Genomic DNA, 26,253 nt, shown 5'->3' on the forward strand with positions numbered 1-26,253 from the left:
TTTTTCCTCAATTTTTTCGATCCGCGGCCGTTATACCGGGAGTCACGCAACCCGGCGGCCGCAGTGCGGCCGGCTCATCAGGATCGCGCATGTCCAACACACTCATGAACCTCGGCGTCAGCGGCCTGAATGCCGCGCTCTGGGGCCTCACGACGACCGGCCAGAACATCAGCAACGCCGCGACGCCGGGCTATTCGGTCGAACGCCCCGTCTATGCGGAGGCAAGCGGGCAGTACACCAGCAGCGGCTACATGCCCCAGGGCGTGAACACCGTCACCGTGCAGCGGCAGTACAGCCAGTACCTGAGCGACCAACTGAACGGCGCGCAGACGCAGGGCGGCGCGCTCTCGACGTGGTACTCGCTCGTCACGCAGCTGAACAACTACATCGGCAGCCCGACGGCCGGCATCTCGACCGCGATCACGAGCTACTTCACCGGGATGCAGAACGTCGCGAACAGCGCGTCCGATTCGTCGGTGCGGCAGACCGCGATGAGCAATGCGCAGACGCTCGCGAACCAGATCACCGCGGCCGGCCAGCAGTACGACGCGCTGCGCCAGAGCGTGAACACGCAGCTCACGAGCACCGTCACGCAGATCAACGCGTACACCGCGCAGATCGCGCAACTGAACCAGCAGATCGCCGCGGCGAGCAGCCAGGGCCAGCCGCCGAACCAGCTGATGGACCAGCGCGACCTCGCGGTGTCGAACCTGTCGACTCTCGCGGGCGTGCAGGTCGTGCGCAACAGCGACGGCTACAGCGTGTTCATGTCGGGCGGCACGCCGCTCGTCGTCGCGGACAAGAGCTACCAGCTCGCGACCGTCACGTCGCCGTCCGATCCGAGCGAGCTGACCGTCGTGTCGCAGGGCATCGCGGGCGCGAACCCGCAGGGGCCGAACCAGTTCCTGTCCGACGCGTCGCTGTCGGGCGGCACGCTCGGCGGCCTGCTCGCGTTCCGCAGCCAGACGCTCGACCCGGCCCAGGCCCAGCTCGGCGCGATCGCGACCAGCTTCGCCGCGCAGGTCAACGCGCAGAACGCGCTCGGCATCGACCTGTCGGGCAAGATCGGCGGCAACCTGTTTTCGACCGGCGCGCCGATCACCTACGCGAACCAGGGCAATACCGGCAACGCGACGCTGTCCGTGTCGTTCGCGAACGCCGCGCAGCCGACCACCAGCGATTACACGCTCGCGTACGACGGCACGAATTACACGCTGACCGACCGTGCGACCGGCACGGTGGTGGGGACGTCGACGTCGATGCCGGCCTCGATCGGCGGGCTGAACTTCTCGTTCTCGTCCGGCTCGATGAGCGCCGGCGACAAGTTCACCGTGCAGCCGACGCGCGGCGCGCTGAACGGCTTCGGCCTCGCGACGTCGAACGGCTCCGCGATCGCGGCGGCTGCGCCGTACGTGCCGTCGGCCACGACGACCAACACCGGCAACGGCACGATCGGCGGGCTGTCCGTCACGAGCGCGACGGCCGCGGCCAACGCGCACAACTACACGATCACGATGGGCGGCACCGCGGCCGCGCCGACCTACACGGTCACCGACAACACGGCCGTGCCGCCGACGACCAGCGCCGCGCAGCCGTACCAGTCGGGCTCGCCGATCACGCTGACGGCGGGTGTCACGGTGACGGTGTCGGGCACGCCGGCGGCCGGCGACACGTTCAAGGTCGCGCCGAACACGGGCGGCACGAACGACGGCAGCAACGCGCTCGCGCTGTCGAAGCTCGTCAACTCGAAGGCGTTCGGCAACGGCTCGACCACGCTGACGGGCGCGTACGCGAACTACGTGAACGGCATCGGCAACACGGCGAGCCAGCTGAAGTCGTCGAGCGCCGCGCAGACCGCGCTGGTCGGCCAGATCACGCAGGCGCAGCAGTCGGTGTCGGGCGTGAACCAGAACGAGGAAGCGGCCAACCTGATGCAGTACCAGCAGCTCTACCAGGCGAACGCGAAGGTGATCCAGACCGCGTCGACGCTGTTCCAGACCGTGCTGGGCCTGTTCAACTGATTTCGGGGTTCGAAGCGATGCGGATTTCCACTGCGCAGTTCTACCAGATGAACGTCGCCCAGATGAGCGACCAGCAGGCGCAGCTCTCGCAGCTGTACCAGCAGATCTCGAGCGGCGTGAGCCTCGCGACGCCGGCCGACAACCCGCTCGGCGCGGCGCAGGCCGTGCAGTTGTCGATGACGTCGGCGACGCTGTCGCAGTACGCGGCGAACCAGAACGCCGCGCTGTCGTCGCTGCAGAAGGAAGACCAGACGCTCATCAGCGTCAACAACCTGCTGAACAGCATCCACACGGTCGTGATCCAGGCCGGCGACGGTTCGTTGTCGGACAGCAATCGTTCGGCACTGTCGACGCAGCTGCAGGGCTATCGCGACCAGCTGCTGACGCTCGCGAACTCGACGGACGGCGCGGGCAACTACCTGTTCGCCGGCTTCAAGACGGCCACCGCGCCGTTCTCGAACGCGCCGGGCGGCGGCGTGACCTACAGCGGCGACACCGGCTCGCGCGAGGTGCAGATCGCCGACACGCGCTCGATCGCGCAGGGCGACAACGGCGCGAACGTGTTCCTGTCGGTGCCGATGCTCGGCAGCCAGCCGGTGCCGCTCGCCGGCACCGGCAACACCGGCACCGGCACGATCGGCAGCGTGACGATCACGAGCCCGTCGGCCGCGTCCAACGCGCACCAGTTCACGATCGCGTTCGGCGGCACGGCCGCCGCGCCGACCTACACGGTGACCGACAACACCGTCGTGCCGCCGACCACGACCCCCGCGCAACCGTATTCGGACGGCGCCGGGATCGCGCTCGGCAACGGCCTGTCGGTGCCCGTGTCGGGCAAGCCGGCGCCGGGCGACACGTTCACGGTCACGCCCGCGCCGCAGGCCGGCACCGACGTGTTCGCGGCGCTCGACACGATGATCGCCGCGCTGAAGGTGCCGATCAGCAGCAACACGACCGCCGCGACCGCGCTCGCGAACGCGATGACCACCGGCACGACGAAGCTGAACAACATGATGACGAACGTGCTCACGGTACAGGCGTCGGTCGGCGGCCGCGAGCAGGAAATCAAGGCGATGCAGGCCGTGAACCAGACCAACACGCTGCAGGTCAGCAGCAACCTGGCCGACCTGACGAGCACCAACATGGTCGCGACGATCAGCCAGTTCCTGCAGATGCAGAACGCGCTGACGGGCTCGCAGAAGGCTTACGCGCAGTTGCAGAACCTGTCGCTGTTCCAGTACATCAACCCCTGATGCACGACGTGCCGGCCGCGATGTGAGCGCACGCTTACTTCACGGCCGGCGCTCGCCGCCGCACGCGCATCGTGCGCGGGCGGGCACGTCGCCGGCCCGCGCGGTCGCGCACCGGTTCTCGCGCGCGGCCTGGCGCCCCGCACCTGGCTGTTCCGCCCGCCGACGCCGCGTACCGGTTCGCTTGCCAGCCCCATTTCCGCTCCGTAAACTCGCGCCAGATTCCAGACCGGCGCATCCCTGGCAGCCGGCGACCGACGACCGACAGGAGCGCTTTCCCCATGTCCGATTCCTATTTCCCGCGCTGGCGGGTCCAGCCGACCGGCGCGAGCTCGCGCGTGGTCGGCCCCGACGAGCGCCTCGCGTGGCCGCAGATGGTCGCGATGGGCGTGCAGCACGTCGTCGCGATGTTCGGCTCGACCGTGCTCGCGCCGCTGCTGATGGGCTTCGACCCGAACCTGTGCATCTTCATGTCGGGCATCGGCACGCTGCTGTTCTTCGTGCTGGTCGGCGGCCGCGTGCCGAGCTATCTCGGCTCGAGCTTCGCGTTCATCGGCCTCGTGATCGCGGTGACGGGCTACGGCGGCAGCGGCCCGAACCCGAACATTCCGGTCGCGCTCGGCGGGATCGTCGCGTGCGGCGTCGTGTACGTCGCGCTCGGCGCGCTGGTGCAGGCGATCGGCACGCGCTGGATCGAGACGCTGATGCCGCCCGTCGTGACCGGCGCGGTGGTCGCGGTGATCGGGCTGAACCTCGCGCCGATCGCGGTCAAGGGCGTGTCGGGCTCCACCTTCGAATCGGTGATGGCGCTCGTCACGGTGCTGTGCGTCGGCGGCGTCGCGGTGTTCGCGCGCGGAATGATGCAGCGCCTGCTGATCCTGGTCGGGCTCGTGATCGCGTACGTGATCTACGCGATCGCGACCAACGGGATGGGCCTCGGCAAGCCGATCGATTTCGCGATCGTCGCGCATGCGGCGTGGTTCGGCGTGCCGAGCTTCCGCGCGCCGGTGTTCGATCCGCACGCGATGCTGATGCTCGCGCCGATCGCGGTGATCCTGGTCGCGGAGAACCTCGGCCACATCAAGGCCGTCAGCGCGATGACGGGCACCAACCTCGACCGCTACGTCGGCCGGGCGTTCATCGGCGACGGCCTCGCGACGATCGTGTCGGGCAGCGTCGGCGGCACGGGCGTCACCACCTACGCGGAGAACATCGGCGTGATGGCCGTCACGCGAATCTATTCGACGCTGGTGTTCGCGCTCGCCGCGCTGATCGCGATCGGCCTCGGCTTCTCGCCGAAGTTCGGCGCGGTGATCCAGACGATCCCGGGCCCCGTGCTCGGCGGCGTGTCGATCGTGGTGTTCGGGCTGATCGCGGTGACGGGCGCGCGGATCTGGGTCGTCAACAAGGTCGACTTCTCCGACAACCGCAACCTGATCGTCGCAGCCGTCACGCTCGTGCTCGGCGCCGGCGACTTCTCGCTGAAGATCGGCGGCTTCGGGCTCGGCGGGATCGGCACCGCGACGTTCGGCGCGATCATCCTGTACGCGATCCTGCGCAAGGAAAAGGAACCGGGCCCGGTGGTCTGATTCGGGCGCGGGCGGTGCCATGCCGCCCGCCGTCGTCCTGTCGATCCCGGCGGCGCGTGCGCGTTATGCGCCGGTATTCGACTGTCCCTGCAGCCACCCGCAGAACTGCGCGACGAGCGGATCGTCGGCCGGCGCGCCCGGCGCGATCCACCAGTAGCTGCGCGTCGCGATGCGCGGCCCGTCGAGCGGCATCACCAGGCGCCCGCTCGCGAGCTCGTCGTCGATCAGCGGCAACGGGCCGAGCGCGACGCCGAGCCCGTCGACGGCCGCCTGCAGCGCCAGGTAGAAGTGGTCGAACGACTGCCGCTTGCGGCCCTTCATCGCGACGCCGGCCGCCGCGAACCAGTCGCGCCAGCCTTCCGGCCGCGTATCCGAATGCAGCAGCACGTGCCGCGCGAGATCGTCCGCGCGCGTGATCGGCGCGCGCTTGAGCAGCGCCGGGCTGCACACCGGAATCACGCTTTCGTCGAGGAAGTGGCCGCTCGTGCAGTTCGGCCAGTGGCCGGGGCCGCGGCGGATCGCGACGTCGAAGCCGTTCAGCGTGTCGAGCGGCGCGTTCGACGTCGACAGCTTCAGCTCGACGTTCGGCACGTCGCGCTGGAACCGCGACAGGCGCGGCAGCAGCCATTTCATCGCGAAGGTCGGCAGCGCGTTGATGCGCAGCACGCGCGCCGCGCCGGTGTGGCGCAACTGCTCGGTGGCGAGCGCGATGCTGTCGAACGCCGCGCGCACGGTGTCCAGGTAGCGGCGGCCTTCGTCGGTGAGCTTCACGCGCTTGCCGTAGCGGTGGAACACCGGCTTGCCGAGCCACGCCTCGAACCCGGCGATCTGCCGGCTGATGGCACCGTGAGTCACATGCAGCTCGTCGCCGGCGGCGCTGAAGCTTTCATGTCGTGCCGCGGCTTCAAAGGCCCGAAGCGCGGAAAAGGGCGGGAGATCGCGTGCCATGCTTGTGATTCTAGATCACAAGGGCGCGCCGATAAAATCGTTTTGCCGGCATCCTGAACGGCGGTAACCTCGCTTCACCGTTTGATGAGGAGCCCCATGCAATCCGCTTCGCCGCCCGCCCCCCCGCCGTCCGGCGCGCCGCCCCGCAGCGTCGGCCTCGCCGAGCTGTTCACCGGTTTCCTGTCGCTCGGCCTGATGTCGTTCGGCGGCGCATTGCCGTTCGCGCGGCGCACCATCGTCGACGAGCGCAAATGGCTCTCCGCCGACGAATTCACCGATCTGCTCGGCCTGTGCCAGTTCCTGCCGGGCGGCAACGTGATCAACCTGTCGGTCGCCGTCGGCATGCGCTTTCGCGGCGTCGCCGGCGCATTCGCCGGCATTCTCGGGCTGATCGCCGGCCCGACGCTGGTCGTCGTCGCGCTCGGCGTGCTGTACGCGAAGACGCAGAACGATCCGCACGTGCAGCACCTGTTCGCGGGGCTCGCGGCGGCGGCGGCCGGCCTGCTCGTCGCGATGGCGATCAAGGTCGCGAAGCCGCTGCTTCGGGCGCCGCGCGCGGCGGCTGCGATCGCCGTGTTCGCGTTCGTCGCGATCGCGGTGCTGCGCGTTCCGCTGCTGACCACGATGCTCGTGCTGACGCCCGTCAGCGTATGGCTCGCGTCGCGCCGCCGCGACGCGGGCACGCCGCGGCCGGCGCCGGCTGCCGCGCATCGCGCGCACGGTACGTCCGACACGCAACAGGAGCGCCGGCCATGAGCGATACGCTGATCGCCATCGCGACGATCTTCAGCCAGTTGTCGCTGCTCGCGTTCGGTGGCGGCAACACGATCCTGCCGGAGATGCAGCGGCAGGTCGTCGACGTGCATCACTGGATGAGCACGCACGAGTTCACCGCGCTGTTCGCGCTGGCCCAGGCGGCGCCGGGGCCGAACATGATGATCGTGTCGCTGGTCGGCTGGCACGTGGCCGGCTGGGCCGGGCTGCTCGTCGCGTCGCTCGCGAAATTCGGGCCGTCGTCGATCGTCACCGTGCTCGCGCTGCATGCGTGGGAGCGTTTTCGCGACCGGCCGTGGCGCCGCTACGTGCAGCAGGGAATGATGCCGGTGACGGCGGGGCTCGTCGCGGCGAGCGCGGTGCTGATTTCCGAGGCGTCGAACCGCACCGCGATCCAGTGGGGCATCACGGCCGCGTGCGCGGTGCTGGCGTGGCGCACGCGCATCCACCCGCTGTGGCTGCTCGCGGGCGGCGCGCTGATCGGGCTCACGGGCATCGGGCAATGAGCGGCCCGTCGTGCCGCCCGCCGTTGCCGGCGGCGGTTGCAGGTTACCGCGATGCCGGCAGGTCGCCGTTCACGAGGCCGAGCAGCCGGCCGCGCTCGCCGCCGACGTCGTCCGTCGGGGCCGGCCAGTCGACCACGAACCCCGCGTCGAGCGCATCGCGCATGATCGCGCCGTAGTCGGCCTTCGCGAGCCGGCCGCCGCGCAACGCGTCCGCCACCTCGTGCTTGAGCGTCGGCGTGAACGACGGATAGGCGGCCACCAGCGCCGCGTACTGGCGCGCATCGATCTCGTCCGATTCGCGGTTGAACGCCCAGACGGCCACCAGCACGATCGCCGCGAACGGGATGACCGTGTAGCGCAGGAAGAACTTCGCGAGTGTCATTCGAAGGCCCGGTGAAGAACGGCGGGGCGGCGCGCTTGGCCGCGGCCGGTGGCGGCCGGCCGGTATACTCGGCCGGTCTTGCGGCGGTGAAACCCGCGCGTTGGACCTGTGCCGGCCGGCTGCGATGTGCGGCGCTCGGCCGTCCCCCGACGACGGACATTATATTGGCGCGCGGCAGGTGGCGAAGCCTGGCCGCGCAGTGCCGGCGGTGCCCCGCGCGTGCCGGCACGACTGACCTGCGCACCGCCCGCCGCGCGCGGCCGGGCGGCGCGCACCACGGAGGATCGATGGATCTCGACGGCGCCAGCCGCAATCTCACTGTCGCCGCGTTGCTGACGCTGTCCGGCGGCTATCTCGACGCGTACACGTACGTCGGCCACGGCCATGTGTTCGCGAACACGATGACCGGCAACGTCGCGCTGCTCGGCATCAACCTGTCGGCCGGCGAATGGGCCGCCGCGCTGCACCACGTGCCGCCGCTCGGCGGCTTCGTGCTCGCGGTGTTCGTCGCGCACCTGCTGGGCCTCGCCGCGCAGCGCGGCTGGATGCGGCATACGGCGTTCGTGAGCCTGATCGTCGAGATCGCGTTTCTCGGCGTCGCCGCGAGCGGCCTCGTCGGCGCGTCGAGCGCGTGGCTGATTCCGGGCATCTCGTTCGTCGCGACGCTGCAGACGCTGTCGTTCACCCATCTCGAGGCACTGTCGTACACGTCGGTGATGACGACCGGCAACCTGCGGCGTGCCGCGCAGAAACTGTTCGTCGGGCTGATTCCACGCTACGACGTGGGCGCGCTGCACGACTCGGCGCTGCTCGCGACGATCAGTTTCTGCTTCCTGGCGGGCGCGGTGGTCGGCGGCCTCGTGACGCGGCTGGTGCCGGACGTCGCGCTGTGGGGCGCCGTGCTGCTGCTCGTCGGCGCGTTCGCGGAGATCGTGCGACGGGCCAGGCGTCGCGCGGGGAACGGCGGTGCGGGCGGCGAGGGCGGCAGCGGCGACGCGGGCAGCGGCAGCGACGGCGCGGCGCAAACCGCCTGACGACACTCAGCCCGCAGCGCGCAGCCCGAGGTAGCCGATCGCAACGATCGCCCCGACTGTTTCGCCCGATCCGCGCTACCGCGCCGCACCCTCGCCGGATCTTGCAGCGCCGTGTGCGCTCGCCGGCGCCGTCGCTCCGCGCCCTGCCGCCGCGCGAGCCAGGCCCGGCGCGGGAAACGTTGTTCCCGGACGACAATCGCGCGATTACCGCGTATTTCAATTTCTTTCAGCGTTCGCACTCGTCATATGATTCAGCCCACATCGTGCGCGCCATGAACGCGTGCGATCGCCACCCGGCTGCGCACGCGGCCGGCCATGAATGGAGACACCTACAAAAAGGAAAGCTCATGAAGCAGACCACCCGACTCGCAGCCATCGCAGGGGGCGCCGCGCTCGCATTTGCCAGCCAGTACGCGGCCGCACAAAGCTCGGTCACGCTCTGGGGCGTCGCCGACGCCAGCATCCGTTACCTGACCAACGCCAACGCCAAGAACGACGGCCTGCTGTCGATGAGCAACGGCGCGATCACCAACAGCCGCTTCGGCATCTACGGCACGGAAGACCTCGGCGGCGGCCTGAAGGCCGTGTTCAACCTCGAGAGCGGCGTGAACCTGCAGAACGGCGCATTCGCCGACAGCGGCCGCCTGTTCAACCGCGCGGCGTACGTCGGCCTGCAGAGCCCGTACGGCACGGTGACCCTCGGCCGCCAGAAGACGCCGCTGTTCGACCTGCTGTCGGATACGTACGATCCGCTCACCGTCGGCAACTACCTCGAAAACGCGTGGCTGCCGGTCGCCCTCGGCGGCGGCCTGTATGCGGACAACCAGATCAAGTACACGGGCAAGTTCGAGGGCCTGACGGCGAAGGCGATGTACTCGACCGGCACCAACTACGAATCGACCGGCGCCGGCGGCTTCTCGGGCCAGATTCCGGGTTCGCTCGGCAAGGGCAATGCGTGGGGCGTGTCGCTGTCGTACGTGATGGGTCCGCTCAGCATCGCGGCCGGCGCGCAGCAGAACAGCGACAACTCGGCGCGCAAGCAGACGATCTACCACGCGAACATCGTGTACGCGTTCAGCAAGGCGAAGATCTACGCGGGCTACCTGCGTTCGAAGGACGACACGGGCTTCGTCGACAGCCTGCTCGCGCAGCAGACGATTCCGGTCGCGAAGGGCACGGGCCGCATCGACGACGGTCCGTTCGCGGGTGTGAGCTGGCAGGTCAGCGCGCCGCTGACGCTGACGGGCGCGTTCTACTACGACCACATGCGCAACGCGATGACCACGAACGGCACGCTCGCGAGCGGCAACCGCTACGCGGTCGTCGGCATCGCCGAGTACGCGCTGAGCAAGCGCACCGAAATCTACGGCACCGTCGACTTCAACAAGACGACCGGCGCGGCGAACGTCGAGCTGCCTGGCCGCAGCAACCAGACGGGCATCGCGATCGGCCTGCGCAATATCTTCTGACGAACGTCGGAACGCATGCGCCGGCTTCGTCCGGCGCACATCGAAGAGGCTCCGCGAGGAGCCTCTTTTTTTTCGTCACGCGACCTTCATACGCGCGCACGACTATTCGGCGGGCGCTCCATTGCGGAAGTCCCGCGCCGTAAGCGATCCGTCGGCAATCCAGAACATACTTTTACAGTGCGCGCGCAGGCTTTCCGCTACGCTGCGTGCATCGCTCGTGGCATGCCGTCAGGCGTGCGCGTGCGTCGTTCCGGTGGCGCTCTGCGAGCGCGGCCGGCCTGATGCGTAACTTGTGTATCCGGCGATGACAAACACGGTCCGCCGGTTTCTTTCGTGGGACGATGCGCTCACGATTTTCTAGAAAGGGGATGACGATGGGTATCCTGAACGTCGTGGGTGAAATCGCCGGCGCAGTTGCCGCCGTCGAAGGCGCGGAAAAGCTGGATCCGGATGCGGGCCTCTTGACCAAGGCGGCCGCGGCCGTCGCGGGTTTCAAGGGCGCCGAGGCGATCGAAGGCATGCTCGAGAAGAAGGACGAGCAGCCGCAGCAGGCGGACGATACGCAGGCGACGGACGGCAGCGACACGTCGCAGGCATGAGCATGGCGGCCGGTCGGCCGCGGGCGCGCCCTTCGCGCGCCAGGGCCGGCCGGTGCCGCGCAATCGGCAGGTCGGGCATGCGGTCGATCGGTGACGCATGGCACAACCGCCAGCCGGTTTGACCGGCGAGAGGCCTCGTCTCTCGCCGTTTTTTATGGGGCGCGCGGCACGCACCACGCGCCGCACGAATCCCCGAATCTTGCTATCGTCCCTCCATCCGAACTGCGATGAGGGAATGCGATGGATTTCGACTACGACCTGTTCGTCATCGGCGCCGGCTCGGGCGGCGTGAGGCTCGCACGCATGGCGGCGTCCTACGGCGCACGCGTCGGCATAGCGGAAGAAGAGCAGATCGGCGGCACCTGCGTGCTGCGCGGCTGCATCCCGAAGAAACTGCTGGTCTATGCGTCGCACTACCCGCACGAGGTCGACGACGCGAAGGGCTTCGGCTGGACCTTCGGCGCCGGCACGCTCGACTGGTCCGCGCTGATCGCCGCGAAGGATCGCGAGATCAACCGGCTGAGCGACATCTACGTCAACCTGCTACGGCAATCGGGCGTCGACATGCACGCCGGCCGCGCGACGCTCGTCGATGCGCACACGGTCGCGATCGGCGCGCGCACGATCCGCGCGCGCCACCTCGCGATCGCGACCGGCTCGCGGCCGTCGCTGCCGCCGCGGCCCGGCATCGAGCACGCGATCACGTCGCGCGAGGCGCTGTCGCTCGCGGCGCTGCCCAAACGCATCGCGGTGGTCGGCGGCGGCTATATCGCGGTCGAGTTCGCGGGCATCTTCAACGGTTTCGGCAGCCACGTCGACGTGTTCTATCGCGGCGAAAAAATCCTGCGCGGCTTCGACGACGACGTGCGCCAGTTCCTGACCGACGAGATGACGAAGCAGGGCGTCACGATTCATGCGCGCGCGGTGATCGAATCGATCGAACGCGCGGACGACGGCGCGCTGTTCGTGCGCGTCGGCGACGCGCGGCACGGGCCGTACGATCAGGTGCTTTATGCGACGGGGCGCGTGCCGAACGTCGACGGAATCGGGCTCGAGCAGGCGGGCATCCTGCTCGATGCACGCGGCGCGATTGCCGTCGATGCGTATTCGGCGACGTCGGTGCCGTCGATCCACGCGATCGGCGACGTCACGTCGCGGCCGCAGCTCACGCCGGTCGCGACGCGCGACGGCGCGCTGCTCGCGCGCACGCTGTTCGGCGGGTCGCGCGTGGCCGTCGATCACGCGTACGTGCCGTCGGCCGTGTTCAGCCAGCCGGAGGTCGCGACGGTCGGCCTGACCGAAGCTGATGCGCGGCACGCGCACGGCGACGTCGACATCTACCGCACGTCGTTCAAGGCGTTGCGCCACACGCTGTCGGGCCGTGACGAGCGCACGCTGATGAAGCTCGTCGTCGCGCGCGACAGCCAGCGCGTGGTTGGCGCGCACATGGTCGGCCGCGATGCGGGCGAGATCATCCAGGGCATCGCGATCGCGATTCGCGCGGGCGCGACGAAGGCGCAGTTCGACGACACGATCGGCATTCATCCGACCGCGGCCGAGGAGTTCGTGACGATGCGGCAGAAGGTGGCCGACTAGCAGAATGGCAAGCGCGTGTGCATCGCTGCACGCGCGTGTGAGGCCGGAACGCCGAACGGCGTATTTTAGAGATATCGATCGTTCGGATCGACGGCATGGATTAACGCGTGTCGATATCGGCGGATCGACCGTTAATCCGCCGATATCGACACGGAAGACCGGCGAGTATCGAACGCATGTCGCGCGAGCCCTTGCCCGCAGGACTTTGCGCACGAATGGGGCGCCGAATAAAAATAAGCGTGAAAATCGTCAATTATTATCAAGATAAGCCGTCTTGATAAACGGGCTTGATATGATCGCGAAAAATCATATACGGGGCCGACCATGCGCGATCAACAGCGCAGTAATCAGAATAACGGAATCATCCGTGCGCGCGATGCAGGCGCGTATCGCATTATCGATCCGCTTTTCGCCGTGACGCATCCGTTGCGCGCGCTCCTCCATGACTTGCAGCGATCGCCGAACCGGCGATGAACGCGTGCGCGCGCAGTGCCATCTTTTCCAGCAAGGAGACCAGCAGTGAACATTCAGACACGACGCACCGTCCTCGTGGCGGCCGCGGTCGTCGCGGCGCTGTCCGGCTGCGCGACCGAATCGTCGCGCACGCTCGACGTGCCGGCCGTCAGCAGCGCGCAGAAGCCGTACGCGGGCAAGCCCGTCGCGATCGCCGTCGGCAAGTTCGACAACCGCTCGAGCTACATGCGCGGCATCTTCTCCGACGGCATCGACCGCCTCGGCGGACAGGCGAAGACGATCCTCGTCACGCGCCTGCAGCAGAGCCGCCGCTTCAACGTGCTCGATCGCGAGAATCTCGACGAGATCAGGCAGGAAGCGGGCTTCATGAAGAAGGCGCAGGCCGTGAAGGGCGCGAACTACGTGGTGACCGGCGACGTGACCGAGTTCGGCCGCAAGGACGTCGGCGATCATCAGCTGTTCGGCATTCTCGGCCGCGGCAAGACGCAGGTCGCGTATGCGAAGGTCAACCTGAACATCGTCGACACGACGACGTCGGAAGTCGTCGCATCGAGCCAGGGCGCGGGCGAGTTCAGCCTGTCGAACCGCGAGGTGATCGGCTTCGGCGGCACCGCCGGCTACGACTCGACGCTCAACGGCAAGGTGCTGGACCTCGCGATCCAGGAAGCCGTGAACCATCTCGTCGACCAGGTCGACGCCGGCGTGCTGAAGGCCGCGCAGTAAGTGCCGCGCGCGATACGGCGCGCACGCATCATTTCACCAACCAGAAGAGACAAGACCATGAAACGGGGAATCTGGCTGCCGGCGACGGCGGCCGCCTTGCTGCTCGCGGGCTGCGCGGCGCCGACCACGCCGCCGCTGTATCAGTGGACCGGCTATCAGCCGCAGGTGTACGAATACTTCAAGGGGCAGCAAGCGCCGCAGCAGCAGATCGATGCGCTCGAAAAAGCGCTGCAGGAGATCCGCGCGAAGGGCCATACGCCGCCGCCGGGTTTCCATGCGCATCTCGGGATGCTGTATGCGAGCGTCGGCAACGAGCAGCAGGCCGAGCAGGAACTGCAGGCCGAGAAGCAGCTGTTCCCGGAATCCGCGTCGTATATGGATTTCCTGATGAAGAAGAAGGCCGGTGCGTCGAAAGCCGCGAATCCGGCGGCCGCCGGCCAGACCGTTGCCGATCGGAAGAATGCCGATTCGAATCCTGCCAAACAGTGACACGCCCGCCATGTTCAAGACACTTTCATTCAAGCTGCTGTTCGCGCTGTCGATCGCCGCGCTGCTGAGCGCGTGCGCGCAGCCGGTGCAACGTCCCGACTACACGGCGTTCAAGAAGAGCCAGCCGCGCTCGATCCTCGTGCTGCCGCCGGTCAATGAAACCACCGACGTCGGCGCGACTTACGGCGTGCTGTCGCAAATGACGCTGCCGCTCGCCGAGTCGGGCTACTACGTGGTGCCCGTCGCGGTGATGGACGAGACGTTCAAGCAGAACGGCCTGACGAATGCGACCGACATCCAGGCTACGTCGCCGGCGAAGCTGCGCGAGATCTTCGGCGCGGACGCCGTGCTGTATTCGAAGGTCACGCAATACGGCTCCGTCTACCAGCTGGTCGACAGCACGACGACCGTTGCCGCGTCGGCGAAGCTCGTCGACCTGAAGAGCGGCGACGTGCTGTGGCAGGGCGAGGGCCGCGCGACCGGCAAGGAAGTCGGCAACAACATGAGCGTCAATGCGTTCGGGATCGTCGGGGCGCTCGTGCAGGCAGCCGTCAAGCAGGTCGCGCATTCGCTGACCGACGAAGCGCATGACGTGGCCGGGCTGACGAGCACGCGGCTGTTGTCGGCGGGCCCGCCGAACGGGCTGCTGTACGGGCCGCGCTCGCCGAAGTACGGTACCGACTGACGCGCGGCGGCTTCTCCCGAATCCTGCCGCCGGACCGAACGGCCGCTCGAACGAGCGGCCGTTCTGCTTTTGCGCGGTGACGCTGCGCGCGCTCAATGCACGCCGAACGCATCCAGCAGCCGATACCAGCTCATCGCGAGCACCAGCGCCGGCGTGCGCAGCGCCGCGCCGCCGGGGAAGTCGCGATGCCGGATCTTGTCGAACAGGTCGAAGCGGCTCGCCTGGCCGTCGATTGCCTCGGCGATCAGCTTGCCCGCGAGCGCGGTCGTGTTCACGCCGTGCCCCGAAAACCCCTGCGCGAAATACGTGGTCGGTGTGATGCGGCCGAAGTGCGGCGCGCGGTTCATCGTGATGTCGACGAAACCGCCCCACGCATAGTCGACCTTCACGTCCGCGAGCTGCGGGAACGTCTTCAGCATGTCGGCGCGCATCGCCGCCGCGAGATCGCGCGGCGCGCGCGTCGAATAGCTGACCTTGCCGCCCCACACGAGCCGCGTGTCGGGCGCCGGCCGGAAGTAGTCGAGCACGAAGCGGCTGTCGCAGATCGCCGCGCGGGCAGGCATCAGCGCGGCGGCGCGCGTTTCGCCGAGCGGCTCGGTCGCGATCACGTAGGTGCCGACCGGCATGATCTTCCTCGACAGCGCGGGCGCGAGCGTGCCGACGTAGGTATTGCAGGCGAGCACGACGAAGCGCGTACGCACGTTGCCGCCGCTCGTCTCGACGACGTGGCCGCCGGCCACGTCGCGCACGCGTGTCACGCAGCTGTCCTCGTGGATGCGCACGCCCGCGTCGGTGGCCGCCCGCGCGAGGCCGAGCGTGTAGTTGAGCGGATGAAGATGGCCGCTATCGGGGTCGTACAGGCCGCCGCAATAGCGGGCCGACTGCACGTAGTCGCCGAGTTCGTCGGCTTCGACGAAGTGGAAGCGGTCGTAGCCGAAGCGCTTCGCGGCTTCATCGCGCCAGCGTTTCAGCGCATCCGCGTCGCGCTCGGTGTTGGCCGCGGTCAGATAGCCGGGCACCAGCGCGCAGTCGATGTCGTGCCGCGCGATGCGCGACTTCACGAGCGACAGCGTTTCGAGCCCCATGTCCCAGATGCGCTTCACGTCGCCTTCCGGCATGAACTGCGCGAACGTGTCGATGTCGCACGCGAAGCCGCCGATCAACTGGCCGCCGTTGCGGCCGCTCGCCGCCCATCCGACCCGCGACGCTTCGAGCACGGTCACCGAATGGCCGCGCTCGGCGAGATTGAGCGCGGCGGACAGGCCCGTGAGGCCCGCGCCGATCACGCACACGTCGGCGTCGATCGTGCCGGCGAGCGGCGCGTGGCGGGTCGTATCGTTGGCGGTCGCCGCGTAGTACGACGCGACGTGCGGCTGGTTGGCGAATGTCTGCATGATCAGGAAAGCGGAGTGAAAGGGCTCAGAACAGCTCGCGTACGCGGTGGTACAGCATCCCGAGTTCGAGCGCGGGTTGCCGCCATGCATCGCCGCCGGGAAAGCGCCGGTGACGCAGGCGGGCGAACAGGTCGAACGCGTGCGTGTCGCCCGCGATCGCGCCGGCGACCGCGCGTCCGGCGATGCCGGTGAGCGCGACGCCGTGGCCGCTGAAGCCCTGGACGTAGAAGAAGTTCGGATCGATCGCGCCGAAATCCGGCGCGCGGTTGCGCGTGACGTCGACGAAGCCGCCCCACGCGTGGTCGACGCGCACGTCGCCGAGCTGCGGGAACACGCCGACCATGCGTTGCCGGATCGCTTCGGCGAGCGCCGCGGGCGATGCGCCGGCCGAATTCGCGCGGCCGCCGAACAGCATCCGGTGGTCGGCCGACACCCGGAAATAGTCGAGGAAGAAGTTGTTGTCGCACACGGCTTCGCGCCGGGCGATCAGTGCATCGGCGCGCGCCCGGCCGAGCGGCTCGGTCGCGATGATGTACGACGCGATCGGCGCGATGCGCGCGGCGGTCGCGGCCGGCAGCACGCCGCCGGGCCCGGCGTTGCAGCACGACACGACGAAGCGGCAGCGCACTTCGCCCGACGGCGTGCGCACGACGGGCCGGGCGCCGCGCACGACGTCGAGCGCCGGCGTGTGCGCGTACAGCGCGACGCCTTCGCGGCGTGCGGCATCGGCAAGGCCGAGGCAGTACTTGAGCGGATGCAGATGGCCCGACAGCGGATCGTGCACGCCGGCCAGATAGCGCGTCGATGCAATGCGCGCCTGGATCTCGCCGGTATCGAGCCAGGCGAGCGACGGATGGCCCCAGCGCGACGTCGCGGCGTTCATCCACGCACGCAGGTCGTCGATGCGGCGCGGCTTCGTCGCGACCGTCAGGTAGCCGCGCGTGAAGTCGCAGTCGATCCCGTAGCGCGCGATGCGCTCGGCGATCAGCGCGACGCCGTCGAGCGACAGCGACCACGCGGCGCGCGCGCCGTCGGCGCCGAGCTGCTGCTCGATCACCTCGTCTTTCGCGAAACCGGTGATCGCCTGGCCGCCGTTGCGGCCCGACGCGCCCCAGCCGGGCCGCTGCGCATCGATCACGGCGACCGACAGCCCGCGCGCGCGGCAGTCGAGCGCCGTCGACAGGCCGGCGAAGCCGGCGCCGATCACGCAGACGTCGACGTCGATCGCCGCGTCGAGCATCGGATCGTCCGCCGCGGGCCGCGTGGCCGTGGCTTCGTAGTACGAGTCGCGCGCGAGCGCATCGGCGCGGCGGGTGAAAGACTGCGTCATGAAACCGACTCCCTCGACAAGGCTGCAACGGCGCGCAGCCACCCGGAAAACGGCGCGGGACGCCGTGCGTGCGGCACGTCGCCCCGCGCGTGCTGCATCAGAACGAATAGATGAACTGCGTCGCGAGCAGGTCGTTGGACTTGCCGTACGACCCGTCGTTGCGCAGGAACACCTTGTTGTTCGCCCAGTCGTGCCGGTATTCGACCTTCACGGTGATCTGCTGGGTCGGATAGAACAGCAGGTCGAGCGCGACGTCCTGGCGCACCGCGCCCTTGCACTCGAAGCCCAGGCCGCCGCCGGCCTTCGACTGCGCGAGACAGTCCGCGTCGACGCCGAAGCCGTTGCTCGGGTCCATCCCGTTGCCGTTCAGCGCGATGCCGCCGCCGCCGCCGCCGTTCTTCGAGTTCGCGAGCAGGTCGTAGCGCAGCGTCACGCCCATGCGGCCGACCACCGGCGCGTTGAACTTGCGGTGCGCGAGCAGCGACAGCCCGTACCACTGCGCGAGCCCGCCGTTGAACGCCGCATGCTGCTGCCGGCCGTAGTCGACTTCGGCGTTGTACTGCACGTCGGCGAGCGTGTAGGTCGCGTCGAGTTCGCCGAAGAAGAACGAACCGTACGCGCTTGGCGCCGCGGCGCCCGGGCCGTAATGGACGTTGCCCTGATCGTCGACCGCGCTCGCCAGCGTCTGCCGGCCAATGTTGAACGACCCACCGATATCAAGCGCGCTCGACCACGTGTAGTCCGCGCGCGCGGTGAAGGTCGGCACCTTGTTGCTGGTGGTGATCGGGTCGCCGAGCGCATTGGTGCCCGTCTGCGTGACCGAACCGTAGGTGCGGTACTGCTCGTTGCCGAGGAAGAACTTCCACGCCCAGGCGCCCTTCGTGTAGTTCGCGCCGACACCGACGTAGCTGCCCGGATCGGAGAAATCGTACAGCAGGTTGTGCGTGAGGGTGAGCATCTGGTTCGATTGCTGCACTTCGTAGCCGCCGAAGCTCGGGATCAGGCCGGCGACCAGCGTCGTTTCCGCGGTGATCGGCACGTTGATCACCGCCGTGTTCAGCAGGTTGTCGGTGATCGAGCCGCGCGAGTTCTGCAGCAGCGTGATGCCGTTGCCGCGGTTCGGCATCAACGTGATCTCGGCCGACGGCGCCATCGGGCCGACGCCGAAGGTCTTCTTGATGTCGAGGTAGAGATCGCCGAACGTGCTGTTGAAGTAGTTGTACGCGTTCTCGTGGTTCGCGAACAGGAACGACGACGTGCCGGCCGCGCGGTTGTAGATGTAGGTCGGATCGATGTAGCCGGTGACCGACAGGCCGGCGAGCGGGCCGGTGTTGGCCGCGTCGGTCAGCGAATCGACCTTCAGCTGCTGGTTCGCGATCTGCTGCTTCATCTCGCTGACCTCGTCGTTGGTCAGCGTCGCGCGTGCCTTGCCGTAATCCGGCGAGCCCGGGTCGGCGGCGACCGCGACGGCGTTGCCGCCGCCGGCCATGCCGCCGCTCGCGCCGGACGTCGCGCCCCCCCCTGCGCCGCCCGGCTTCGCGGCGAGCTGCGCCTGCATGGCCTTCATCTGTTTCTGCAGCGCGGCGACCTGCGCCTGCAGCGCCTTGATTTCGGCGGATGTCGAACCGGCCAGCGCGATGCCCGGCAACGCGCCGGCCACCAGCAGGCAGATCAGTTTCTTCTTCATTGCGGATTCTCCTAGTCGTGCGCCTGTCAAATCGGGATCGAATCGCGCGCCCCCCTGGGGCAGCGCGTCTTGCTTGTCTGCAGTGCTTGTTATCGTCGAAGCAGGAGGCCGGCGGTCAGGCCACCGCGAACGCGGCCTTCAGGTCGGCCATCCGGCGTCGTTCGCGCGCGATCATCATCCGGTTCACGACGATCACGCCGATCGTCACGGCCGTGATGAACAGCGTCGCCAGCGCGTTCATCTCCGGGTTCAGCCCCAGCCGCACGCGCGAGAACACCACCAGCGGCAGCGTCGTCGACCCCGGCCCGGACAGGAACGCCGACAGCACCAGATCGTCGATCGACAGCGTGAACGACAGCAGCCACCCCGACAGCAGCGCCTGCGAGATCAGCGGCAGCGTCACCACGAAGAACACCTTCAGCGGCGTCGCGCCCAGGTCGAGCGCGGCCTCCTCGAGCGACTTGTTCATCTCCTTCACGCGCGACTGCACGATGATCGCCACGTACGACACGCACAACATCACGTGGCCGATCCAGATCGTCACCATTCCGCGCCCCTTCGGCCAGCCGAACATCTGCTCGAGCGCGACGAACAGCAACAGCAGCGAAATCCCCTGGATCACCTCCGGAATCACCAGCGGTGCGTTGATCATCCCGGTGTACAGCGTGAAGCCCTTGAAGCGGCCGAAGCGCGCGAGCACGAAGCCGGCCCACGTGCCGATCACGACCGACGCGGTGGCCGTCAGCAGGCCGATCTTCAGCGACAGCCACGCAGCGGTCAGCAGCTCGTCGTCGTCGAGCAGCGCCGCGTACCACTTCAGCGAGAAGCCCGACCACACCGTCACGAGCTTCGATTCGTTGAACGAGTACACGATCAGGCTGATGATCGGGATGTAGAGGAACAGGAAGCCGAAGGCGAGAACGCCCGTCGACAGCGGTTTGCTCGGCTTGATCATTTCGCGTCTCCCAGTTCCTTGACCTGGTAGTACTGGAACAGCGCCATCGGCACGAGCAGCAGCATCACCATCGCGACCGTCACCGCGGACGCCATCGGCCAGTCCATGTTGTTGAAGAATTCATCCCACATCACGCGGCCGATCATCAGCGTGTCGGCGCCGCCGAGCAGCTCCGGAATCACGTACTCGCCCACCGCCGGGATGAACACGAGCAGGCTGCCGGCGATGATCCCGTTCTTCGACAGCGGCAGCGTGATGCGCGTGAACGCGACCCACGGTTTCGCGCCGAGGTCGTACGCGGCTTCGAGCAGCGTCAGGTCCATCTTCACGAGGTGCGCGTACAGCGGCATCACCATGAACGGCAGGTACGAATAGACCATCCCGATGTAGACGCCCGCGTCGCTGTGATAGAGCCGCAGCGGCGTGTGGATGATGCCGAGCGCGATCAGCGTGTGGTTCAGCAGGCCGTCGTCCTTCAGGATGCCGATCCATGCGTACACGCGAATCAGGAACGACGTCCAGAACGGCAGCATCACGGCCATCATCAGCACGTTGCGACGGTCCGGCTCCGAGCGCGCGATGTAGTACGCCATCGGGTAACCGATCAGCAGGCACAGCACCGTCGACACGGCGGCCATCTTCAGCGAGCTGAGGTAGGTCGCGATGTACAGGTCGTCCTGCAGCAGGAACGCGTAGTGCGACAGCTGCAGCGCGAAGTGCACGACGCCGTCCTTGATCTCGACGAGCGACGTGTACGGCGGGATGCCCATCACCTGGTCGGCGAAGCTGATCTTCAGCACCAGCACGAACGGCAGCGCGAAGAACACGGCGAGCCACAGGAACGGCACGCCGATCGCGACGTTGCGGCCCGACGGCAGGAAGCGCGACAGCACGGAGAAGCGGCTGCGGCGTTGATGAGCCTGGGTGACAGCGGTAGCGCCGGTCGGCACCGGCGCGGAAGGCGTGGAAGCGGAGGTTCTCATCGTGGCGTCCTCACTGCGTCAGCACGACGCCGCTGGCCGGCGACCACGACACGAACACGTCGTCGTTCCACGCGGGCGCGCCGTCGTTCATCAGGTGCGAGCTCGACAGGTTCGACACCACCGTCTTGCCGCTCGGCAAACGCACGTGGTACAGCGAATAGCTGCCCATGTACGCGATGTCGGTGACGACGCCGCGCGCCCAGTTGTGCTTCGAGCCCGGCTTCTCGCGCGACACGTGCACGCGCTCCGGGCGCACCGAGATGCCGACCGGCATCCCGAGCGGGCCGGTCACGCCGTGGCTCACGTACATGCGCGTTTCGAGATCGTCGCTTTCGACGAAGATGTGATCGGGCTCGTCCTCGACGACGCGCCCCTCGAACAGGTTGGTCGAGCCGATGAATTCGGCCGAGAAGCGGCTGTTCGGGTATTCGTAGACTTCGCCGGGCGAGCCGATCTGCACGATCTTGCCTTCGCTCATCACCGCGAGGCGGCTCGCCATCGTCATCGCTTCTTCCTGGTCGTGCGTGACCATCACGCAGGTCACGTCGACCTTCTCGATGATGTTCACCAGTTCGAGCTGGGTCTTCTGGCGGATCTTCTTGTCGAGCGCGGACATCGGCTCGTCGAGCAGCAGCAGCTTCGGGCGCTTCACCAGCGAGCGGGCGAGCGCGACGCGCTGCTGCTGGCCGCCGGACAGCTGATGCGGCTTGCGCTTCGCGTACTTGCTCATCTGCACGAGCGCGAGCGCGTCGGCCACGCGCTCCTTGATCTCGTGCTTCGGCGTGCCTTCCTGCTTCAGGCCGAATGCGACGTTCGATTCGACCGTCATGTGCGGAAACAGCGCATACGACTGGAACATCATGTTGACCGGGCGGCGGTACGGCGGCAGCGACGCGAGGTCCTCGCCGTCGACGAAGATCTTGCCGGAGGTCGCCGTTTCCAGCCCGGCGAGCATGCGCAGCAGCGTGGACTTGCCGCAGCCCGAGCTGCCGAGCAGCGCGAACAGCTCGTTCTTCGCGATCGTCAGGTTCACGTTGTCGACGGCCGTGCTGTCGCCGAATTTCTTCACGACGTTTTCGATGCGCACGAACGCGTCGTTTTGCGTGCGGGGCGCCGTGGCCGGTTGGGTCTGTCGTGCAGCAGCGGAAGAGGGTATCGATTGCATGGGAGTCACCATTCGTTCTTCACGGATTGCAGGCGTGAGCGTCCCCGCGCGAGGCGCGCAACGCGACTCGCGGACGACGGCTCGTGCCGGATGGAACAGCGCGCGCGGGGCGCGCGAGCGGACGGACGTCCGCGGATCTCAGGCGGTCAGGCGTACCGCGATGCCTGCGCCGCCGTGATGCATGGTGGTCAGTGGCCCGTCTTCAACTGGGCCCACAGACGGTTCTCGAGGCGCAGGATGTCGGCCGGCATCGGCTTCATCAGCACCATCTTCTTCAGCACGTCCTCGGGCGGGTAGACGGTCGGGTCCTGCGCGACGGCCGGCGTGACGAACGGGTGCGCGGCCTTGTTCGCGGTCGGGTAGAACACCGTGTTGGTGATCGCCGCGTTGACCTTCGGATCGGACACGTAGTTGATCCACTTCATCGCGGCTTCCGGGTGCGGCGCATCCTTCGGGATCACCATCACGTCGAACCACAGCAGGCCGCCTTCCTTCGGGTTCGCGAACTTGATGTCGTACGAGCGCTTCGCTTCCGACGAGCGGCGGTGCGCGATGCCGATGTCGCCCGACCAGCCGAGCGCGACGCACACGTCGTTGTTCGCGAGATCGTTGATGTAGCCGGACGAGTTGAACTGGGTGATGTACGGGCGGACTTTCTTCAGGACTTCGAAGGCAGCCTGGTAGTCGCCGGGGTTCTTGCTGTTCGGGTCCTTGCCCATGTATTGCAGCGTGGCGGCGAACACGTCGACGGCCTGGTCGAGGAACGACACGCCGCAGCCCTTCAGCTTCTCCATGTTGGCCGGGTCGAACACCAGCGCCCAGCTGTCGACCGGCGCCTTGTCGCCGAGCGCCTTCTTCACCGCCTGCACGTTGTAGCCGATGCCGTCCGTGCCGTAGGCCCACGGCACGCCGTACTGGTTGCCCGGATCGGCGTCGGCGATCATCTTCATCAGCAACGGGTCGAGGTTCGCGAGGTTCGGAATCTTCGACTTGTCGAGCTTCTGGTACACGCCGGCCTGGATCTGCTTGGCCATGTAGTTCGACGTCGGCACGACGATGTCGTAGCCCGAGCTGCCGGCCAGCAGCTTCGCCTGCAGCGTGTCGTCGCTGTCGTAGTTGTCGTACTTGACGTGGATACCCGTCTGTTTCTGGAAGTTCGGGATCGTGTCCGGCGCGATGTAGTCGGACCAGTTGTAGACGTTCAGTTCGTCGGCATGCGCCGACGGGCTGGCGACCGACGTGAGCGCGGCCGCGGCGGCGAGGGCGGCGACGGAACAGGCTTGGCGAAGAATGCAGGCACGCATGGTGGAATTCCCCTGGATGATGGCGGCGTGCGGCGCCCGCCGCACGCCTGTAGGCAAAAACCGTTACGAAATACCCAGTTGCTGGGCGGTGGCATCGACGGCCTTCTTCGCCTTCGACACGAGTTCATCGATTTCCTGGCGCGAGATCACGAGCGGCGGCGACAGCAGCATCCGGTCGCCGGTCGCGCGCATGATCAGGTTGCCGTTGAAGCAGAAGTCGCGGCAGATCGTGCCGACGTCGCCGCCGTTCGCGAAGCGGCGGCGTGCGGCCGGCGCTTCGGCCAGTTGCAGGCTCGCGACCATCCCGTGGCCATGCACTTCGCCGACGATCGGATGACGCGCGAAGGTTTCGCGCATCAGCGCCTGGAAGTACGGGCCGGTATCGGTCTTCACGCGCTCGACGATGCCCTCGTCGCGCAGCAGCTTCAGGTTCGCGACCGCGACGGCGGCTGCCACCGGGTGACCCGAATACGTGAGGCCGTGATTGAATTCGCCGTTGTCGATGATCGGGCGCGCGACGCGCTCGTGAATGCCGACCGCGCCCATCGGTACGTAGCCCGACGTGAGGCCCTTGGCCATCGTGATCAGGTCCGGCTCGAAGCCGAAGTGCTGGTGCGCGAACCATTCGCCGGTGCGCCCGAAGCCGCCGATTACTTCGTCGGCAACCAGCAGGATGTCGTACTTGCGGCAGATCCGCTGGATTTCCGGCCAGTACGTCGACGGCGGGAAGATCACGCCGCCCGCACCCTGGAACGGCTCGCCGATGAAGGCCGCGACGTTCTCCGCGCCGAGTTCGAGAATCTTCGCTTCGAGCTGCTGCGCGCGCGCGAGGCCGAATGCTTCGGGCGTTTCGCCGGCTGCCGCTTCGCCGAAGAAGTACGGCTGGTCGATGTGCACGATGTGCTCGACCTTCGACGGCATCTGCTCGTGCATGTAGCCCATCCCGCCGAGCGTGCCACCCGCGATCGTCGAGCCGTGATAGCCGTTCTTGCGCGAGATCACGTATTTCTTCTGCGGCTTGCCCTGCACGCGCCAGTACTGGTGCACGAGACGCAGCACGGTGTCGTTGCCTTCCGAGCCGCTGTTGCAATAGAAGAAGTGGTTGAAGCCGGCCGGCGTCACTTCCGCGAGCATCGCGGAAAGTTCGATCACCGGCGGGTGCGTGGTCTTGAAGAACGTGTTGTAGAACGGCAGTTCCTGGATCTGGCGATACGCGGCGTCGGCGAGTTCCTTGCGGCCGTAGCCGACGTTCACGCACCACAGGCCGGCCATCCCGTCGATCACCTTGTTGCCGTCCGAGTCCCACAGGTAGACGCCGTCGGCCTTCACGATCACGCGGCTGCCGGCACGATTGAGCGCGCCCATGTCCGAGAACGGATGGATGTGGTGCGCGGCGTCGAGCGCGCGGTATTCGGCGGTCGAGCGTGCCTGCGTCGCGCGCGGCGCGGCGGCCGTGGCGGTCGGTGCGGCCGGCTGGATCCAGGCAGATTCGTTGCGGTAAGTCATGTTTCCTCCGTGATTCCGTATGCGGTTGGCACGCTTACACGTGCAGCAGCAGATGGCGGCGTTCCCACGAGCTGATCACGCGGAAGAACGCTTCGTATTCGGTTTCCTTCAGCGCGAAATACGCCTTCAGGAACTTGTGCCCGAGGATCTCGCCGAGCGGCTCGCACGCGGCCATCAGCGTCAGCCCTTCCTCGAGGTTGCGCGGCAGCTGGTACGGCAGGCTGTAGCCGTCGCTCACCAGCGGCTCGGTCGGCTCCAGGCGCTGCGTCATGCCGAGATAGCCGGCCGCGAGCGTCGCCGCGAGCGCGAGGTACGGATTGCAGTCGACACCGGGGATGCGGTTTTCGATGCGGCGCGCGGCCGGACCCGAATGCGGAATGCGGAACCCCACCGTGCGGTTGTCGTAGCCCCACTGCACGTTGATCGGCGCGGCCATGAAGCGCGACAGGCGGCGGTACGAGTTGATGTACGGCGCGAAGATCGGCATCAGCGCCGGCGTGTACTTCTGCAGCCCCGCGAGGTAGTTGTAGAACATCGACGTCGCGCCGCCGGTTTCCTGCGACGTGAACAGGTTCTGGCCCGTTTCCTCGTCGACGATGCTCTGGTGCACGTGCATCGCCGAACCCGGTTCGTCTTCCATCGGCTTGGCCATGAACGTCGCGTACATGTTGTGGCGCAGCGCGGCCTCGCGCACCGTGCGCTTGAACAGGAACACCTGGTCGGCCAGCGACAGCGCGTCGCCGTGCATGAAGTTGATCTCCATCTGCGCGGCGCCGACTTCGTGGATCAGCGTGTCGATGTCGAGGTTCTGCGATTCGCAGTACTCGTAGATGTCCTCGAACAGCGGATCGAACTCGTTGACGGCCTCGATCGAGTACGACTGGCGGCCCGTTTCGGGGCGGCCCGTGCGGCCAACCGGCGGACGCAGCGGCAGGTCGGGGTCCTTGTTCATGTCGACCAGGTAGAACTCGAGTTCCGGCGCGACGACCGGCTTCCAGCCCTTCGCCTTGTACAGGTCGAGCACGCGGCGCAGCACGTAGCGCGGCGAGATCTCGACCGGCGAGCCGTCGAAGTGCACGCAGTCGTGGATCACCTGCGCGGTCGGGTCGACGGCCCACGGAATCAGGCGGATCGTCGACGTGTCGGGCACGCACACCATGTCGGGGTCGGTCACGCCGGTCAGCGAGCCGTCTTCCGGATATTCGCCGGTGACGGTCTGCACCATCACGGCTTGCGGCAGGCGCATCGATTCGCCGGACGTGAACTTGTTGCGCGGCGTGATCTTGCCGCGCGCGATGCCGGCCATGTCGGGAATGATCGCTTCGATCTCGGTGATCCGATGCTGCTTCAGAAAGTCTTCGATGTCTTGCATGTCTGTTCTCGTTGTCTG

Annotated in this window: 24 protein-coding genes; 13 read left to right on the forward strand and 11 right to left on the reverse strand. The window is 67.5% G+C overall.

Features of this window, described 5'->3' with window-relative positions; translation table 11 throughout:
* The first annotated feature begins 89 nt into the window (after positions 1-89).
* The 3 genes from flgK to DFS13_RS15770 all read left to right on the forward strand — a co-directional run bounded on the left by flgK (position 90) and on the right by DFS13_RS15770 (position 4,860).
* Positions 90-2,021, forward strand: a complete 1,932-nt coding sequence (gene flgK, locus DFS13_RS15760; protein ID WP_060210658.1) for a flagellar hook-associated protein FlgK — start codon at positions 90-92, stop codon at positions 2,019-2,021.
* A gap of 17 nt (positions 2,022-2,038) precedes the next feature.
* The gene (gene flgL, locus DFS13_RS15765; protein WP_006489190.1) at positions 2,039-3,274 is read left to right on the forward strand and encodes a flagellar hook-associated protein FlgL; all 1,236 of its coding nucleotides are present in this window, start codon (positions 2,039-2,041) and stop codon (positions 3,272-3,274) included.
* A 278-nt stretch (positions 3,275-3,552) separates the two neighbouring features.
* Positions 3,553-4,860, forward strand: a complete 1,308-nt coding sequence (locus DFS13_RS15770) for a solute carrier family 23 protein (RefSeq protein ID WP_034201255.1) — start codon at positions 3,553-3,555, stop codon at positions 4,858-4,860.
* 63 nt (positions 4,861-4,923) lie between these two features.
* On the opposite strand, the gene DFS13_RS15775 is transcribed toward DFS13_RS15770, so the two are convergent.
* Positions 4,924-5,808 (reverse strand): transcriptional regulator GcvA, encoded by an 885-nt coding sequence (locus DFS13_RS15775; RefSeq protein WP_006483074.1) that lies wholly within the window; start codon positions 5,806-5,808, stop codon positions 4,924-4,926.
* Positions 5,809-5,904: 96 nt separating this feature from the next.
* On the opposite strand from DFS13_RS15775, the gene DFS13_RS15780 reads away from it, so the two are divergent.
* Together DFS13_RS15780 and DFS13_RS15785 are read left to right on the forward strand one after the other, a co-directional pair.
* Positions 5,905-6,564 (forward strand): chromate transporter, encoded by a 660-nt coding sequence (locus tag DFS13_RS15780; RefSeq protein WP_060210659.1) that lies wholly within the window; start codon positions 5,905-5,907, stop codon positions 6,562-6,564.
* Positions 6,561-7,088, forward strand: a complete 528-nt coding sequence (locus DFS13_RS15785; protein WP_060210660.1) for a chromate transporter — start codon at positions 6,561-6,563, stop codon at positions 7,086-7,088. The genes DFS13_RS15780 and DFS13_RS15785 overlap by 4 nt, the downstream gene beginning before the upstream one ends.
* 43 nt (positions 7,089-7,131) lie before the next feature.
* Here the strand turns inward: DFS13_RS15785 and DFS13_RS15790 are convergent, their stop codons facing one another.
* Positions 7,132-7,470: a hypothetical protein gene (locus DFS13_RS15790; RefSeq protein WP_006483072.1), complete on the reverse strand. Its 339-nt coding sequence runs from the start codon at positions 7,468-7,470 to the stop codon at positions 7,132-7,134.
* Positions 7,471-7,757: 287 nt separating this feature from the next.
* On the opposite strand from DFS13_RS15790, the gene DFS13_RS15795 reads away from it, so the two are divergent.
* The 8 genes from DFS13_RS15795 to DFS13_RS15825 all read left to right on the forward strand — a co-directional run bounded on the left by DFS13_RS15795 (position 7,758) and on the right by DFS13_RS15825 (position 14,539).
* Positions 7,758-8,504 (forward strand): YoaK family protein, encoded by a 747-nt coding sequence (locus tag DFS13_RS15795; RefSeq protein WP_006495495.1) that lies wholly within the window; start codon positions 7,758-7,760, stop codon positions 8,502-8,504.
* 347 nt (positions 8,505-8,851) lie between these two features.
* Positions 8,852-9,973, forward strand: coding sequence for a porin (locus DFS13_RS15800; protein ID WP_012492356.1), 1,122 nt, complete (start codon positions 8,852-8,854; stop codon positions 9,971-9,973).
* A gap of 374 nt (positions 9,974-10,347) precedes the next feature.
* On the forward strand, positions 10,348-10,572 hold the full coding sequence (locus DFS13_RS15805) for a hypothetical protein (RefSeq protein ID WP_011546403.1): 225 nt from the start codon (positions 10,348-10,350) through the stop codon (positions 10,570-10,572).
* A gap of 240 nt (positions 10,573-10,812) precedes the next feature.
* Positions 10,813-12,168 (forward strand): glutathione-disulfide reductase, encoded by a 1,356-nt coding sequence (gene gor, locus DFS13_RS15810; RefSeq protein ID WP_060210661.1) that lies wholly within the window; start codon positions 10,813-10,815, stop codon positions 12,166-12,168.
* Positions 12,169-12,492: 324 nt separating this feature from the next.
* On the forward strand, positions 12,493-12,642 hold the full coding sequence (locus DFS13_RS40325) for a hypothetical protein (RefSeq protein ID WP_154641531.1): 150 nt from the start codon (positions 12,493-12,495) through the stop codon (positions 12,640-12,642).
* 51 nt (positions 12,643-12,693) lie between these two features.
* Positions 12,694-13,365 (forward strand): CsgG/HfaB family protein, encoded by a 672-nt coding sequence (locus DFS13_RS15815; protein WP_185626066.1) that lies wholly within the window; start codon positions 12,694-12,696, stop codon positions 13,363-13,365.
* A 57-nt stretch (positions 13,366-13,422) separates the two neighbouring features.
* On the forward strand, positions 13,423-13,854 hold the full coding sequence (locus DFS13_RS15820; RefSeq protein WP_034201258.1) for a DUF4810 domain-containing protein: 432 nt from the start codon (positions 13,423-13,425) through the stop codon (positions 13,852-13,854).
* Positions 13,855-13,864: 10 nt separating this feature from the next.
* Positions 13,865-14,539 carry a DUF799 domain-containing protein gene (locus tag DFS13_RS15825; RefSeq protein ID WP_006492460.1) on the forward strand — a complete coding sequence of 225 codons (675 nt, stop codon included), beginning with the start codon at positions 13,865-13,867 and terminating at the stop codon, positions 14,537-14,539.
* A gap of 92 nt (positions 14,540-14,631) precedes the next feature.
* Here the strand turns inward: DFS13_RS15825 and DFS13_RS15830 are convergent, their stop codons facing one another.
* From DFS13_RS15830 to DFS13_RS15870, 9 genes are all read right to left on the reverse strand, one after another.
* Complete coding sequence (locus DFS13_RS15830; RefSeq protein WP_060210662.1) at positions 14,632-15,933, reverse strand: FAD-binding oxidoreductase; 1,302 nt, start codon at positions 15,931-15,933, stop codon at positions 14,632-14,634.
* Positions 15,934-15,958: 25 nt separating this feature from the next.
* On the reverse strand, positions 15,959-17,263 hold the full coding sequence (locus DFS13_RS15835) for an FAD-binding oxidoreductase (RefSeq protein ID WP_060210663.1): 1,305 nt from the start codon (positions 17,261-17,263) through the stop codon (positions 15,959-15,961).
* Positions 17,264-17,360: 97 nt separating this feature from the next.
* Entirely contained in the window at positions 17,361-18,950 is a 1,590-nt protein-coding gene (locus DFS13_RS15840; protein ID WP_034201261.1) for a DUF3138 family protein, read from the reverse strand.
* Between the two features lie 115 nt (positions 18,951-19,065).
* Positions 19,066-19,905 carry an ABC transporter permease subunit gene (locus DFS13_RS15845; protein WP_006485612.1) on the reverse strand — a complete coding sequence of 280 codons (840 nt, stop codon included), beginning with the start codon at positions 19,903-19,905 and terminating at the stop codon, positions 19,066-19,068.
* Positions 19,902-20,888, reverse strand: coding sequence for an ABC transporter permease subunit (locus DFS13_RS15850; protein ID WP_060210665.1), 987 nt, complete (start codon positions 20,886-20,888; stop codon positions 19,902-19,904). The genes DFS13_RS15845 and DFS13_RS15850 overlap by 4 nt, the downstream gene beginning before the upstream one ends.
* 10 nt (positions 20,889-20,898) lie before the next feature.
* A complete protein-coding gene (locus tag DFS13_RS15855; protein ID WP_006485613.1) occupies positions 20,899-22,053 on the reverse strand; it encodes an ABC transporter ATP-binding protein in 1,155 nt (384 codons plus the stop codon).
* Positions 22,054-22,241: 188 nt separating this feature from the next.
* Entirely contained in the window at positions 22,242-23,357 is a 1,116-nt protein-coding gene (locus DFS13_RS15860; RefSeq protein ID WP_006485616.1) for a polyamine ABC transporter substrate-binding protein, read from the reverse strand.
* A gap of 63 nt (positions 23,358-23,420) precedes the next feature.
* Positions 23,421-24,863 carry an aspartate aminotransferase family protein gene (locus tag DFS13_RS15865; RefSeq protein ID WP_111441867.1) on the reverse strand — a complete coding sequence of 481 codons (1,443 nt, stop codon included), beginning with the start codon at positions 24,861-24,863 and terminating at the stop codon, positions 23,421-23,423.
* Positions 24,864-24,897: 34 nt separating this feature from the next.
* Positions 24,898-26,235, reverse strand: a complete 1,338-nt coding sequence (locus DFS13_RS15870) for a glutamine synthetase family protein (RefSeq protein WP_006485614.1) — start codon at positions 26,233-26,235, stop codon at positions 24,898-24,900.
* Between the last annotated feature and the right edge of the window lie 18 nt (positions 26,236-26,253).

The sequence above is a fragment of the Burkholderia sp. 28_3 genome (assembly GCF_003253915.1).
Lineage (GTDB): Bacteria > Pseudomonadota > Gammaproteobacteria > Burkholderiales > Burkholderiaceae > Burkholderia > Burkholderia cenocepacia.

Bases quoted from the DNA above. Each gene is read 5' to 3' on its own strand.
- DFS13_RS15800 (WP_012492356.1), top strand. From the start codon at position 8,852: ATGAAGCAGACCACCCGACTCGCAGCCATCGCAGGGGGCGCCGCGCTC.
- DFS13_RS15775 (WP_006483074.1), bottom strand. From the start codon at position 5,808: ATGGCACGCGATCTCCCGCCCTTTTCCGCGCTTCGGGCCTTTGAAGCC.
- DFS13_RS15865 (WP_111441867.1), bottom strand. From the start codon at position 24,863: ATGACTTACCGCAACGAATCTGCCTGGATCCAGCCGGCCGCACCGACC.
- flgL (WP_006489190.1), top strand. From the start codon at position 2,039: ATGCGGATTTCCACTGCGCAGTTCTACCAGATGAACGTCGCCCAGATG.
- DFS13_RS15785 (WP_060210660.1), top strand. From the start codon at position 6,561: ATGAGCGATACGCTGATCGCCATCGCGACGATCTTCAGCCAGTTGTCG.
- DFS13_RS15825 (WP_006492460.1), top strand. From the start codon at position 13,865: ATGTTCAAGACACTTTCATTCAAGCTGCTGTTCGCGCTGTCGATCGCC.
- DFS13_RS15805 (WP_011546403.1), top strand. From the start codon at position 10,348: ATGGGTATCCTGAACGTCGTGGGTGAAATCGCCGGCGCAGTTGCCGCC.
- DFS13_RS15790 (WP_006483072.1), bottom strand. From the start codon at position 7,470: ATGACACTCGCGAAGTTCTTCCTGCGCTACACGGTCATCCCGTTCGCG.
- DFS13_RS15840 (WP_034201261.1), bottom strand. From the start codon at position 18,950: ATGAAGAAGAAACTGATCTGCCTGCTGGTGGCCGGCGCGTTGCCGGGC.
- DFS13_RS40325 (WP_154641531.1), top strand. From the start codon at position 12,493: ATGCGCGATCAACAGCGCAGTAATCAGAATAACGGAATCATCCGTGCG.
- DFS13_RS15835 (WP_060210663.1), bottom strand. From the start codon at position 17,263: ATGACGCAGTCTTTCACCCGCCGCGCCGATGCGCTCGCGCGCGACTCG.
- DFS13_RS15795 (WP_006495495.1), top strand. From the start codon at position 7,758: ATGGATCTCGACGGCGCCAGCCGCAATCTCACTGTCGCCGCGTTGCTG.
- DFS13_RS15870 (WP_006485614.1), bottom strand. From the start codon at position 26,235: ATGCAAGACATCGAAGACTTTCTGAAGCAGCATCGGATCACCGAGATC.
- DFS13_RS15780 (WP_060210659.1), top strand. From the start codon at position 5,905: ATGCAATCCGCTTCGCCGCCCGCCCCCCCGCCGTCCGGCGCGCCGCCC.
- DFS13_RS15830 (WP_060210662.1), bottom strand. From the start codon at position 15,933: ATGCAGACATTCGCCAACCAGCCGCACGTCGCGTCGTACTACGCGGCG.
- DFS13_RS15820 (WP_034201258.1), top strand. From the start codon at position 13,423: ATGAAACGGGGAATCTGGCTGCCGGCGACGGCGGCCGCCTTGCTGCTC.
- DFS13_RS15770 (WP_034201255.1), top strand. From the start codon at position 3,553: ATGTCCGATTCCTATTTCCCGCGCTGGCGGGTCCAGCCGACCGGCGCG.
- DFS13_RS15845 (WP_006485612.1), bottom strand. From the start codon at position 19,905: ATGATCAAGCCGAGCAAACCGCTGTCGACGGGCGTTCTCGCCTTCGGC.
- DFS13_RS15855 (WP_006485613.1), bottom strand. From the start codon at position 22,053: ATGCAATCGATACCCTCTTCCGCTGCTGCACGACAGACCCAACCGGCC.
- gor (WP_060210661.1), top strand. From the start codon at position 10,813: ATGGATTTCGACTACGACCTGTTCGTCATCGGCGCCGGCTCGGGCGGC.
- DFS13_RS15860 (WP_006485616.1), bottom strand. From the start codon at position 23,357: ATGCGTGCCTGCATTCTTCGCCAAGCCTGTTCCGTCGCCGCCCTCGCC.
- flgK (WP_060210658.1), top strand. From the start codon at position 90: ATGTCCAACACACTCATGAACCTCGGCGTCAGCGGCCTGAATGCCGCG.
- DFS13_RS15850 (WP_060210665.1), bottom strand. From the start codon at position 20,888: ATGAGAACCTCCGCTTCCACGCCTTCCGCGCCGGTGCCGACCGGCGCT.